Source organism: Gemmatimonadota bacterium (assembly GCA_009838845.1).
Lineage (GTDB): Bacteria > Latescibacterota > UBA2968 > UBA2968 > UBA2968 > VXRD01.
The window spans coordinates 16,479-28,945 of sequence record VXRD01000103.1 but is presented as its reverse complement, the minus strand read 5'-3'; the positions used below and the strand labels follow the sequence as shown (position 1 = coordinate 28,945).

Genomic DNA, 12,467 nt, shown 5'->3' with positions numbered 1-12,467 from the left:
CATTAGACATGTATCTCTGGTGGGGCGTTCCCTCATCTCTATTGAAAACTTGATTTGCATATATTTCTAATCTAAATTGTTTCACCCATTCTATCTAAAGGCAGCTACTTTATGAAATCGAACACCTCAGATAAATACAAAAATTTACATCTATTTGACGACCAATATTTCGTACAACTTATTCAGCGCCATATATTGGAGTACCACGCGCACTTTGCAGAGAGACTAATTTCAATCTACGTATGGGGCAGCGTCCACAGAAATGAAGCCATTCAAGGCGTTTCTGATCTTGATTTGTACTCCTTCATCCGAGGTCCGTTGAAAAAAAACGACCACCAATGGTGCAGAGAAACGCAGGAAAGCCTTGATCGCGAGTTTCCTTATACACATGGGCTCACCCTACCCCGTTCAATCGATGATGTTCTACAGGGCAGACAACCGGGAGCGAACAAAGACATGCGGTCACGGCATCAAGCATTTGGATTTCGTTTACATTATGATGCCACACTGGTTTGGGGAAATGATCTTACAGAAGAGTTTGAATTGCCGACTTTCATCCCATCGTGGGTGCGAAAATATTTTCATCAGTCAGCTTTGAATCTCACTCGATATGCAGCGGGATTAGAAAAGGAAAATACAACTGACTTTTCTCTTCCCAATGAGACACGACTAAGACTCCGCAAGCTGGCGCGTCTTGGCGTATTAGGCGGGGCTTGTCTCTTGATGGCACAAGGGCGATTTCGTTCCCTTAAAGGCGTTGACACAATACCGATGCTAAAGGCGTCATATCCACAGTGGACTGACTTTCTCGATGAGACCAGAGAGTTGTATATCCACCTGGTGCCATCTTCAAACGAGAGGGTATCAAGATACCTTTCGCAGCTTGTGAAGTGGATGGATTGGATAGAGGAACAATTAAAGTAAATCGCAGAATCGGTTGGCTATTTATCAGGCTTATCAAGCATTACAACTATGGAGGAAAAGATGGGTATTATCAGATCTGCTTTCGGTCCCTCCAAGGACGAAATCTGGACGCAGATTGCTACTGATATAGGCGGTGAGTTTATTGAAGGTGGGTTCTGGGGCACGGACGTACTCACTTACAAACACGGTGAGTGGCAAATTCTGCTCGATACTTACACGGTCACAACCCCTGCTGGACAAGTAACAACGACAACGACACACACTCGGATGCGCGCGCCATTTATAAACAAAGACGGTCTCTATTTCGAGATCTCTCGCGAAGGATTCTTCAGTTCAATTGGCAAATTATTCGGCATGAAAGACATAGAAATAGGCGATCCATCTTTTGACAAGCAGTTTGAAATCAAAGGCAATAGTCCGGAGAAAATCAAATTACTACTCGCCGATACAAGAATACGGAAGCTATGTGAAACACAGCCGAATATCCATTTCAAGATCAAAGACGATGAAGGCTGGTTTGGCGCTGATTTTCCCGAAGGCGTTGATGAATTGTATTTTGAATGCGTCGGTGTTATCAAAAAGACAGAGTTACTGAAGTCTTTGTTTGCACTGTTCGCTCTGACTTTAGAGCGCCTGGTTCAAATAGATTCTGCGTATAAGGACGATCCCCAGGTCACGTTAAAATAGGGTGCTTGCCCAAAATGCACGCCTTTACGCATTAAAATACCACTCCAGGCCACCCCGCCTCTGGCACGCATGCGGCGCTGTGCGATCCCTCTCCTCCTGTCCGGCAATCGTCATCGCAATCCCGATCGGCGCAGGCTCCAAATCGTCTTGCCTTACGTTGTAGTCCGTGCCACCCCACCGCGATCCCACCGCCACAACATCGAATCTCACAAACCGTTCCGTCCGCCGATCAAAACGGAGATATCCCAACAGCGATGCATCCAGCCCCCGTTCCAGACACGCGCCCTCGTACCAACTCCCCTTCGAGAACAACTGCGCGGATCCGGAAAGCCTTAAATCAACCCATTCCGGTGTCTCCTCAGTCACCGTCAATGTCATAGCCGCATCCCGGATCGCCTCGGATGGCCACGAAGACGTTTCCCCCCGAACGTAATCCGCCAGATGATAACGCACCAGCCGTCTGACCAGCCCATCGGGCACCGGGATAACATTACCCACAGCCGCATCCAATGGAACCATAGACAGCACCTCTTCCCGCTTGAACCAGACGTAATCCTGATTGTGCGCCTCTCGCTTCATTCCCGAAGGTCGCGTATCCACCTCCCGGGGCAGGTCTCGAACGCTCAGGTGTAAAACCAATCCGTCTTCCGGATACCCCGCCCAGCTAAATGTGGGATCTCGATACGCCAGATCTTCGATTTCCAATGCCTCGCGCTGGGTCTTGCGGTTCTCCCAGTTCTCCAGTGCCCGTCTCAACATCCACAAAAACCGGTCTGGATCGCTACCCACACCATGGACCGAGGCCTTGCCTCCCGGAAACAGCCTGTTGCGACTACCCAACACTTCCCCTTCTGTCGTCACTGCATATAAACCCTGATGATTCAGCCCGTGATCGATATCCTCCAATCTGGCCTGTGCTTCCTCAAAAGAATACCCGTACCTTCCCTGCCAGGAGATCAGGCGCAAAAATCGGCCCTCATCATCGGTTTGCCGCTGCAATCGGGTATTGTTCACGGCCACCGGGATAAACAGTTCATTCAAAAACTCGATCACGCGCGGATCTGAAAAAACGAGCGCACGGCCCGTAACCCCGTTATTTCACGTACACCCCAGAGGATGACCATTCATCGCCCAGATGAACAGTGGCTTCTCCTCGCGCGCCGCCTTCTGTCGCCCCTCCCACAGTCCTCCTATCCAGGGGATATCTGTCCACCGTTCCTTTTGGGGCCGGCAGGCTTCGAACAACGCCTCAAATGTCTCGTCCGTCAACGCCGGAGCGGAATTTGTTATCTCTTTGAACGTCATAACACACCTCCGTGTCTCTTCTAAGCCTCTGATCTGTGCTCTTTCTCGTACGTCAGGAGTTCATCAACGGCCGATGCCACCTTGTGGTAGGCATCCAGATACTGGTTGATCAGTTCTCGACACTCCGTTTCGAGCCGGGGAGCCGCGCGAAAAGCATACTCTCTGAGATGTTCTGTCACCGGAAGCGGACCATTTGAAAAATTCGACGCATCATGTCCCTGTGCGCTCAATGTCGCACCCTTCGTACCATAGGGAAATCCCTCTGTAAAAATCGGATTCCCGTGCAAATGTCCGTATCTCATACGGCCGATACTCACACCTTCTGCTGAGAGCGCCTGCAGGAAAGTCTCAACCGAAACACCTCCGAGCCTATCCGGATCATACCGCATACAATGGCTATTGTAAACGCGCCGGCAACCCGGAAGCACTCGCTGAGGCACCACATCTGCCACATCTGCCAGCCCGGCGTCCAGGACGGCACCATTGCGGTCTCGGATTTCGTTCATCTCATCCAGGTGATGAAGTTGCTCGCGGGCGATTGCAATGCCCAGTGGGTGGGGACGGTATTTGAAACCCAACCCTGTGAAGGCAAAGCGTTTTATCCATGAATCCTCTCGAATTTCGGCACGCTTTTCCGGACGGCCCAGCACAATAGCCCGCTCGTACAGGTCGCGGTCGTTTGTCGTGAGTACACCGCCCTCCCCCGCTGCAACCAGCTTGGATCCCTGGCAACTGAAACATCCGACATCGCCTACCGAACCGACTTTCTTTCCCTGCCAGGTCGCCCCGTGGGCGTGCGAACAGTCCTCAATCACGGCGATCCCCCGCGGGCGTGCCAGTTTCAAAATCGATTCCATATCCGCAGGATTACCCCAGACGTGGCAAACGACAATCGCACGGGTCCGCTCTGTAATCTTCCGCTCAATGTCGGTGGGGTCCAAAGTCATCGTATCGCGATCTACATCGGCAAAAATAGTGACTCCCCCCATAGCCGGCACAGTCGTCGCTGTGGTAAGAAATGTGAAGGAAGGAACAATAACCTCATCGCCTGGCTCCACCCCCACCGCAAACAGGGCCGTTTGAAGCGCCGCCGTACCGCTGGTAAGCGCCAGCCCGTATTCACAACCGACGTAATCGGCGAACTCGCGCTCGAACTCGGCAACCGATGGTGAAATGGAAGTCTCGCCCTTACGCATCAGTTCCACCACCGCTGCAATCGCCTCCTCACTCACAGGGGGAACCGCGAATTTTCTTCTGTCGAGCCTTACCGCCTTAGGACCACCCGTCAATGCCAGCTTTCCCATCAACATCTCCTTTCAATATGCTGAAACGCGATCATCGGCTCGCAGGCCCAGAAAGCCCCAGCAGACCCAGAGTATCGCGGTACAGAATCTGATCCGGCAGGTCTTCTGGAAGCGGAGGCAACCGCATCTCATGGGAAAGCCGAACCACATGGTGCAACCCCTCCACTGTTTCCTCAAAAGTAGCCACAGGATAATCTGTTCCAAAGAGCAGTTTATCCACAACCCCGTACTCAACCGCCAGCCGCAACGAGTTGTAAAACTGCCAGGGCCGGTAGAACAGACCCGAAATATCCGAAAACACATTCGGCTGCTTCCGGATCAGGACAATCGTCTCCGCCTCCCAGGGATGCCCAAGATGGGCGATTATCATCTTCAGATCCGGAAATCGAAGCGCGATCTCCTCCAGCAGAATGGGATTAGCATACTTCAGCGGTGCCCTGCGCGGAAAAGTCGCTCCCTGGTGGAACATAATGGGCAATCCGTACTCCTCCGCCCTTGCAAAAATAGCCAGCGCATTCGCATCCAATGGGTCCCACCCACCGTAGATCGGACTCATCTTCAGGCCCCGCAACCCCAGCTCTTTGACCGCGCGCTCAACCTCCTCAAGCGCGTTGTCTTCAGTCGGGCAGATCGCAGCAAAACCGATCATCTTTTCCGGATGCGTACGCACGTAATCAGCAACCGTATCATTGACAGTAAAAAAACCCGTCAGCGGTGCCCGCAACCCGAACACGATAGCGCAGTCCACCTCTGCCACGGCTGCCGTGTGCATATCGGGTGTAATATCCAGATCCACCTTCTTATTGCGCATAATAAAAGTCTCGCACGCCAATTCGTCGGTCAACTCGCCCGGATAGCGCCAGAGGTGTGTGTGGCAGTCCACCCGATAGCCTTTCTTAGACATCGATTCTCCTTTTTCGTTTATCTGCGGTTTTCTGATCCTGCAAACCTACAGATCCTTCAACATCCACACGAGGTCGGATGTCCCTCTTGGCGCAAGATCCGAGCGGATCCAATCCGGAAACCGCCCGATTTCTCGATAGCCCATGCTGGTATAGAGGTGGTAACCGCGTTCGTTGGCACTCCAGACCGTCAGATCAATCCGCCATTTGCCGAGTCGGCGCGCCTCGCCTTCTAACGCACTCATCAGCCGCCTGCCGATCCCTTTATCTCGAAAATCTTTGAGAATCAGTAGCCCCAGGGTAATCGAACCGTCCCCGTTAGAGCGCTGAAGCGTCCCCTCTCCCACGATCCGCCCATCTGTATCCACGACCAGCAGCACACCTGTGCCACAGGCCATGTCCGTAAGTCTCCCGCCGAGTGCTTCTCCTGCGACCCGGATATCGGCGTTCCTCGGACTCGCCATCACCTGCTCCTTATACAACTCGCGGTGCATCGCTCCATAGGATGCCAGATCGCTCCAGCGTGCTGTGCGCATCACGTATTCCCCGCCGTCAACGCTCCATTGCTCGATCAGACGTCCTTCATCAGTACCGAATTTCATTCTCTTTCTCTCCGCATATCCAGCCTGGAAGCTTCCGGTCGGTAACGGTACTTTTCCTCCAGCTCTTTCGGAAGTTCTACTCCCAGTCCAGGCATTGTTGGAGGATAAACCATCCCATCTTCAATCCGCGGTTTTTCCACAAATAGCGCGTCTGTGAGCGGGAAATGCCAGGTCGGATACTCGGCAAGCACGGTATTGGGCGTGACAAATGCCCAGGCCAGGTTGGCTGCGACCGTGATCGAAGTCCCCCAGGCGTGGGGCGCCACTTTTACACCATAGGCGTCAGCCATCGCAGCCACCTTCATACACTCTAAGATGCCCCCTGCCTGGCACGCATCCGGCTGGGCCACATCCAATGCCTGCCGCTCAAAAAAATGTTTGAACTCATACCGCATGCACGAACTCTCACCGCCCGAAATGGGAATACAGGTATTTCGGCGGACGTGGGCATAGCCCTCGTAGTCCGCAGCAAAACAAGGCTCCTCCAACCAGAACAAATCGTAAGGCTCTAAAGCCTTCGCTACCCGGACTGCGTCGGCTGCCGTCCACGGATCCGGGTTGTGTCCCATCACCGCGTCCGCCATCAACTTCACCTCAGGTCCCAGCACTTCCCTGCACGCGGCCACCCGTTCCAGATCGTGTTCCCGATTCACGCCAATCCGCATCTTCACGGCTCGAAACCCCGCTTCAAGATGCGCTCTCATCTCTGCTTTCAGATCCTCCAGAGGCTGTTCCAGACCGCCGCTGGCATAAATTGGCAGCTTCTCGTGGCACAACCCTCCCAGCAGGCGATATGCCGGCACGCTGGCCGCTTTCCCCGCAATATCCCACAGGGCGTTCTCGACCGCACTGGCCGCTGCTACTGCCAGCCCGGACCGACCCCAGTACAGGATGCGGCGGTACATCATCTCGTAACACCCGGCCACGTCTCGTGGGTCTTTGCCCTGGAGAAACTGCCCGAACAGGCGGAACAACTCAGCCGTGGCTTCACCCGCGACAAACCCCGGCCCGTAGCAATCTCCCAGACCGGTGACGCCTTCGTCGGTATGCACCCGCACCAGCGCGCAGTTTACGCTGTCTGTTTCTCCTCCCGACCATCGCAAAGGATGCTCTTCCGGCATATCAACCGTGAGCAGGATGGGTTCCACCTCAGTGATCTTCATCGGTCATTTCTCCTATCTGACACAGATTTCTAATTTCCCGCATGGAGAACAACAGCACTCGCAAACAGATCTTCAAGACCCGGCTTCAATGGCCCGGACCATAACTTGGGCAGATAGCTACCGGTCTCGTACCCCCCGCGCTTCATCTCCTCTGTATCGGGGGTATAACCAACACAGCCATTCGTATATCCCAGAAGAACCGCCTGCGCTGGCGCAACTATCTCCTCAACTGTCCTCGCCAGGCCACAAAGCGGCTCTACATCCAGACCGATCAAAGCCAGATCCCGGTTCAACCACAGCGTCTGAACCTGAAACGCCACCTGATCAGGAATCTCTTCTCCCATATCCAGACGCTCCAGACCCGCTTTCGCATACTGCTGCAGAAGTCCGCCTTCACCCTTCAAAGATTCGAGTTGTTCACGAGTAGTATATTGCTTCTCACATGGAGCCTGCACAACGTTAATCTTCCCTTGCAGCGTCAGATTATCTATTGGACGGAGATTCATTCCTGTGAGGATCGCCAGGGTCTCAGCCAGCAGTTCATCGCCAATCTTAGCGAGTTCGGCGTGCTTCATCGCCCGCCAGTGGTCTCCTTCGGCCACATGTCGAGGGCGTGCATCTGCACCCGCCCCTTGCAGGAAAAACGGGATCACATCAGGACCAAACACATTGGAAAACGCCGCACGCCATGCCCCCGGCCAATCTGCTGTGATCAAATGTTGCGCACCTGTGGCAACTGGATGGCAGGATACCTTGACCCCGACCGCCGCCGCTTCTCCCGTGGCCTTTCTGAAAAGCAGAAGCTGCATCCGATCGTCCACCGGTCCGTCCGGATTCGGCGCATTCACAACCCGGCCATCCCGCTCCGGACGCCGATTCATCGGCAGCCGCGTCTTCCCCTCCCCATACCAGAGGCTCCCTTCCATCAGATTATCCGCAGCCTCGCGGGCGGCCTCCAGTACCTGCGCGTAGAGCTGATTTCTGTAATCCTCTACTGTTCGCGAAGGAAAGTCTCTCCAATACCGAGAAGAACCCGGTATCCTCGGTCCTCCATGGGTGTGCGAGGCATTGAGCATCACGTTGGCCGCCGGACATCCAATCGCTTTCCCAACTTGCTTCAGAAAGTCAAGCACGCTCCCGTCATTCGGAAATGTGCAAATGTCCGCAGCGCCCAATAGTGCGCGCTGTCCTCCCTCTTCCATCACAATCGCCGTAAACGTCAGGGGATCGTTCACCCCATCGTTCGTATCTCGCCTTGCCGCGTACCCGTGCATATAAGTGTAAAGCGGCGGGGTAATATCCCTGCGGCCAATACCGAAACGCATGGCATTTTCTCCTTGTGTATTGAGAGACAATTCATTTCACAACAGCGTCAGCCAGGACCTTCTCAAGACCCGGCTCAGGAGGCCCCGACCATCCCCTGAAAAGATAGGTACCGATCTCCGTGCCACCGCCGCGTTCTGTCTCCTTCCCATCCATCGCGTAGCCAACGCAGCCATTCGTATATCCCAGGAACAACGCCTGTCTGGGAACAACGGAATCCTCTATGGCCCGGCCCAGAGCGTGGAGCGGCTCGGCGTCGAGGCCGATCAGGGCGAAATCCCGGTTCAACCAGAGCGTCTGAACGTGAAATTCCGCACGATCCGGAACTTCCTCTCCCGCATTGAGATGCTGCAGGCATTTCTCCGCATAAGAACCAAATCTTCCATCCCGACCCCTCAACAACTCGAGCTCCTCGCGCGTGGTATAAAGCCTCTGGCAGGGTGCCTCAACCCGATTGATCTTGCCCATAAGCGTCAGATTGTCGATCTGTTTGAAGTCCGCCTCCAGAAGGATCTTCAACATCTCCCTCAAAAGTTCCCGTCCCATGCCGGGAAGTTCGGCATGCTTCATCGCCCGCCAGTGATCTCCTTCAGCTACATGTCGGGGCCGTATATCTCCGCCCGCTCCCTGCAGGAAAAACGGCGTCACATCCGGACCAAACGCTCTGGAGAAGGCGGTTCTCCAGGCCCCGGGATACTCCGCTGTCAGCAGATGCTGTGCCCCTGTAGCAACCGGATGACACGCCACGGACATCCCGAGCGCAGCGATCTCTCCTGTGGGTTTCCTGAAGACCAGAAGCCGCATGCGATCATCTACCGTACCCCTCGGATTGGGCGCATTCACGACCAGCCCATCTCGCTCCGGGCGGCGGTTCATCGGCAAACTCGTCTTGCCTTCGCCGTACCACAACGTCCCCTCATTCGCGTTTTCCGAAGCCTCCTGAACAGCTTCGCGGACCTTTTCGTACAACCACTCCCTGTATCGCTCATCCGACACCGTCGCGGCTCCGTGAGAGTGCGAGCAGTTCAGCATGATATGGTCTCTTGGACACCCGACAATCTCTCCGAGCTGGCCCAGGAAGCCAGACAACTCATCGAGCCTCGGAAATGTACCCAGATCCGCAGCACCCAACAACGCACGGCGGTTCCCCTCTTCCAGCACAATCGCTGTAAACGTCAACGGGTCGTTGACATCTTCGTAGAGATCTACCCGCGCACCATACCCGTACATTCTCGTGCGAAACGGAGGAACGATATCCCGACAGGCAATTCCAAAACGCATTGCAATCTCCTCCTGCAAAAAATCCTGCGAGCGACGTAAAGCAGGACTCTTATTTTTCTGTGAAATCCTGTGTCGTCAAAACCAGCTTCGCGGAACTGCCATACATAACGCTAACCGATATAGCCGTTTTCCGGAGTGGTACAGGCACAAGCGCGAGATCCTCACCATAGCGACGGACCGTCTGCCACTCTGCACGCTCCCCGTCCAGTTTTATCTCGACAAGAGATGTCTTCGAATCTTTCGCTGGAATCGCAAGGCAGAGAGCGTCGTGTGATCGTTCCCCCTCAAGCGCGAATTGCAACCTGCATCCCTGCCGGGTCATCCCGTTGAACCGCCACGTATCGCGCGCCTCCCAGAATGTCAGCCACTGGTCAAAAGACCAGATTGGGAATCGCCTCTCATTAGCCTGGCGAAGCAATTCCCGTCCTTGAGGCCGGGAGAACCTCACCCAGTTGCCGGGGTGGATGCACACGCCGAAGGGCGTGTGAAAGCGGGTCTCGATATCCGTGAAAATCCGATCCAGCACAGCCACAAAGACCTGCGGCGACAGCCGGTAGGAATAGTCTGCTGTCCCGAACATAATATCGTCTGCAAGCTGCGTGTGTTGCTGAAAGACATTGAGCACCCGACCATCCGGCCAGCAGAAACGCATCGGCATAGCGCCTCCAAACGCGGCATACGGCGCATCTTCTCGGCCATACCCATACGTCCCGGAAAAATAATTCCCATCCATACCCACACCCAGTTTCTCCATAACCTCCACAGGTTCCAGATACCCGGCCCAGGCTGTGCAGTGATTGCGCAGAGATCGCGCGGGTGTATCGAACTGGTCTTGAAACATTCGGATCTGCCGCTCGAATTCTGTGAGACGTTCCGATATAGAGCATCCGTCCAGCGGCCGAAGATTCGGATGCGGTCCCACATCGTGCTGAACGCGGTACCTCTCCACGTCCGACACCGTAGATTTTGTCCGGTTCGGAATAATATAGAGATTCATGCGCCCGCCTGCCGCTGCCACACACTCGAATTCCGCATCATTGCTCGCCACGTCCGCATTATCTTCGTCACCGGAGTAAAGGAGGATGCCGGGTGCCATCCCCGGCAGATGCGACAGGAGCGGCACTGGACCCGGCAGATAACGCCGCACTGTATCCACAAACAGCCTGGAAAGCAGGTCGGCAAAGGGAACCCAGCCGGAGTCTGAAGGCCCGATATTGATCGCAAGACTGGATGGACGGGCGCACCCGGTGCCCTCGGGAATCACCTCGGCGAGGTTCGGATCACCCTGCCGCAGCAACAGAACACAAAGAGCCAGATCAAACGCGAACGCCACAATCCTCCCCTGCCCAACCGGTGTTTCTGTAACCCCGACGCTTTCTCCTTCATAGCGATCTGTATATGAAAAATAGCCCAACACCTGAACCCCGGGTGCTGGGCTATAGTTATTCGCACGGCCCACAATTGGAAATCGCTCCCCCGCTATGCCTGAAGCCTGGTACGCGGTAATACGCAACCGCAGTGGCACATCCTTTTCCCCCTCATACGCAAGCCCGGCTGCCTCGGCCAGAGGACCCTCGGGAAGAAAGCAAATCACCGTTCCACCCCGGCGCGCGTAATCAACCAGAGAATGACTACCTTGAGACGCAGGGCAAACCACCACTGGCATATCTTCGGGATCCATCTCCGAAATCAGATCCTGTCCCACCATCTCGTACAGGACCAATCCCCAGGTATTGAAAATCTCGGCAAGGTAAGCTGAAAGATCAGGTCCGTCGGATAAGATGCCGATACGCATGCTCAATCTCCTCCCGGCATCTGCCCAGAGGGTCGCGTCTCATTCGGACGAAAATCGGGAACTTTCATCAGCTCGGTTCCCCGTGCGATGGACTCCGCAGCCAGAACCGCAGGTGCCGCCGTCTCCATCGCCCTGTAAACATCGAACTCCAGAGGCTTATTTCCAACTACGGCATTCCAAAAAGCGGTGTGGACGTAATAGTCTGCATCCCCGTGACCGCTGCCTTGCGCTTCTGCAGGCGCATCCGTACGCTCGAACTTCCAATCTACTTCAGCCAGATCGTGCATCTGGGAATCTGCCAGCCACATCAGGGAGCGTCCCTTTTCCGACCGCTTCCACTCCACGCACCCTCTCGTCCCGATGATCTGATACCAGTGATGTCCTCTGCGACTCGGAATTTTCTGAGTAAACCCGGTCACCATCCGCAACAGCCTGTCCTTCTCCGTCTTCATCAATGCGACCTGAATATCAGGTTGATCGATCTCTGGATGCGAATAGCTGGGAGACGCAGTGCTCATCGCCGTTACCTCAACGACCCGATCATCCAGAACTTTCAGCATCGGACTCAACTCGTGCGGAAGATAGTGAATCGGCGGCATCACATGCAGCCACGTAGGCTCTGCATCCGGGTGCGCCGAAAGCTCTTCCACGCTGTACTGCTGGCCCGTCTTATAGTCCTGAAAAAACTGGCGCGTGCCGTAATAGCCGATATACTGCCCCTCGCAATAGGTCACCCGTCCCAACCGTCCCTCTGCTACCATGTCCCGCCAGGCCTCCACAAATCCCCAGTAGCGCGTCTGTTCCGCAAGCTGATAAACCCGTCCCGTGTGTTCTGCCGCCGTCACAATCCGCCAGCAATCCTCCATTGTATGCGCGGCGGGAACCTCCATATTTACGTGCTTGCCAGCCTCCAGAGCCTGCGCCGCCATCGCCCCCTGATCCTTCCGGCGAACGACCAGCCCAACCGCGTCCATACCCTCATAGGCCAGAAAATCCTCGTAATCTCTGAAAACCCTGACATCGTTTCGGTACTCGATCAGAGATAGCGCCCGATCGTGCAGCGGTTCAATCCAGTCGTAGAGTGCGGTAATGCGGTAGCCCGGTATCTTTAGCAGGGTATTGATCCAGTGCCGGGAACGGTGGCCCAATCCGGCAATGCCGATGCGTATTTCATTCATCTC

The 12,467-nt window shown here is 55.0% G+C and carries 12 protein-coding genes; 2 read left to right on the top strand and 10 right to left on the bottom strand.

The genetic code is table 11. The features are described from left to right. The first annotated feature begins 111 nt into the window (after positions 1-111). The gene (locus F4Y39_13045) at positions 112-924 is read left to right on the top strand and encodes a hypothetical protein (protein MYC14649.1); all 813 of its coding nucleotides are present in this window, start codon (positions 112-114) and stop codon (positions 922-924) included. 60 nt (positions 925-984) lie between these two features. Continuing rightward, complete coding sequence (locus F4Y39_13040; protein ID MYC14648.1) at positions 985-1,611, top strand: DUF3137 domain-containing protein; 627 nt, start codon at positions 985-987, stop codon at positions 1,609-1,611. Between the two features lie 24 nt (positions 1,612-1,635). Here the strand turns inward: F4Y39_13040 and F4Y39_13035 are convergent, their stop codons facing one another. Genes F4Y39_13035 through F4Y39_12990 form a run of 10 tightly spaced genes read right to left on the bottom strand, consistent with a single transcriptional unit; the run spans position 1,636 to position 12,464 of the window. Next, positions 1,636-2,664, bottom strand: a complete 1,029-nt coding sequence (locus F4Y39_13035) for a hypothetical protein (protein MYC14647.1) — start codon at positions 2,662-2,664, stop codon at positions 1,636-1,638. 45 nt (positions 2,665-2,709) lie between these two features. Then, the gene (locus F4Y39_13030; protein MYC14646.1) at positions 2,710-2,916 is read right to left on the bottom strand and encodes a hypothetical protein; all 207 of its coding nucleotides are present in this window, start codon (positions 2,914-2,916) and stop codon (positions 2,710-2,712) included. A 20-nt stretch (positions 2,917-2,936) separates the two neighbouring features. After that, positions 2,937-4,226 carry a DegT/DnrJ/EryC1/StrS family aminotransferase gene (locus F4Y39_13025; protein ID MYC14645.1) on the bottom strand — a complete coding sequence of 430 codons (1,290 nt, stop codon included), beginning with the start codon at positions 4,224-4,226 and terminating at the stop codon, positions 2,937-2,939. 25 nt (positions 4,227-4,251) lie between these two features. Next, the gene (locus F4Y39_13020) at positions 4,252-5,124 is read right to left on the bottom strand and encodes an amidohydrolase (protein MYC14644.1); all 873 of its coding nucleotides are present in this window, start codon (positions 5,122-5,124) and stop codon (positions 4,252-4,254) included. 45 nt (positions 5,125-5,169) lie between these two features. After that, positions 5,170-5,724 (bottom strand): GNAT family N-acetyltransferase, encoded by a 555-nt coding sequence (locus tag F4Y39_13015; protein MYC14643.1) that lies wholly within the window; start codon positions 5,722-5,724, stop codon positions 5,170-5,172. Then, positions 5,721-6,887 (bottom strand): mandelate racemase/muconate lactonizing enzyme family protein, encoded by a 1,167-nt coding sequence (locus tag F4Y39_13010; protein MYC14642.1) that lies wholly within the window; start codon positions 6,885-6,887, stop codon positions 5,721-5,723. The genes F4Y39_13015 and F4Y39_13010 overlap by 4 nt, the downstream gene beginning before the upstream one ends. Positions 6,888-6,916: 29 nt before the next feature. Further along, positions 6,917-8,212, bottom strand: coding sequence for a hypothetical protein (locus F4Y39_13005; GenBank protein ID MYC14641.1), 1,296 nt, complete (start codon positions 8,210-8,212; stop codon positions 6,917-6,919). 31 nt (positions 8,213-8,243) lie between these two features. After that, complete coding sequence (locus tag F4Y39_13000) at positions 8,244-9,491, bottom strand: hypothetical protein (GenBank protein MYC14640.1); 1,248 nt, start codon at positions 9,489-9,491, stop codon at positions 8,244-8,246. Positions 9,492-9,540: 49 nt separating this feature from the next. After that, positions 9,541-11,286 carry a hypothetical protein gene (locus F4Y39_12995; GenBank protein MYC14639.1) on the bottom strand — a complete coding sequence of 582 codons (1,746 nt, stop codon included), beginning with the start codon at positions 11,284-11,286 and terminating at the stop codon, positions 9,541-9,543. 2 nt (positions 11,287-11,288) lie between these two features. Next, complete coding sequence (locus F4Y39_12990; GenBank protein ID MYC14638.1) at positions 11,289-12,464, bottom strand: Gfo/Idh/MocA family oxidoreductase; 1,176 nt, start codon at positions 12,462-12,464, stop codon at positions 11,289-11,291. Between the last annotated feature and the right edge of the window lie 3 nt (positions 12,465-12,467).

What these genes read in the sequence shown, in the direction of transcription:
- F4Y39_12990 (MYC14638.1), bottom strand. Translation starts at nt 12,464, where the DNA reads ATGAATGAAATACGCATCGGCATTGCCGGATTGGGCCACCGTTCCCGG.
- F4Y39_13045 (MYC14649.1), top strand. Translation starts at nt 112, where the DNA reads ATGAAATCGAACACCTCAGATAAATACAAAAATTTACATCTATTTGAC.
- F4Y39_13025 (MYC14645.1), bottom strand. Translation starts at nt 4,226, where the DNA reads ATGTTGATGGGAAAGCTGGCATTGACGGGTGGTCCTAAGGCGGTAAGG.
- F4Y39_13000 (MYC14640.1), bottom strand. Translation starts at nt 9,491, where the DNA reads ATGCGTTTTGGAATTGCCTGTCGGGATATCGTTCCTCCGTTTCGCACG.
- F4Y39_13040 (MYC14648.1), top strand. Translation starts at nt 985, where the DNA reads ATGGGTATTATCAGATCTGCTTTCGGTCCCTCCAAGGACGAAATCTGG.
- F4Y39_13020 (MYC14644.1), bottom strand. Translation starts at nt 5,124, where the DNA reads ATGTCTAAGAAAGGCTATCGGGTGGACTGCCACACACACCTCTGGCGC.
- F4Y39_13010 (MYC14642.1), bottom strand. Translation starts at nt 6,887, where the DNA reads ATGAAGATCACTGAGGTGGAACCCATCCTGCTCACGGTTGATATGCCG.
- F4Y39_13005 (MYC14641.1), bottom strand. Translation starts at nt 8,212, where the DNA reads ATGCGTTTCGGTATTGGCCGCAGGGATATTACCCCGCCGCTTTACACT.
- F4Y39_13015 (MYC14643.1), bottom strand. Translation starts at nt 5,724, where the DNA reads ATGAAATTCGGTACTGATGAAGGACGTCTGATCGAGCAATGGAGCGTT.
- F4Y39_12995 (MYC14639.1), bottom strand. Translation starts at nt 11,286, where the DNA reads ATGCGTATCGGCATCTTATCCGACGGACCTGATCTTTCAGCTTACCTT.
- F4Y39_13030 (MYC14646.1), bottom strand. Translation starts at nt 2,916, where the DNA reads ATGACGTTCAAAGAGATAACAAATTCCGCTCCGGCGTTGACGGACGAG.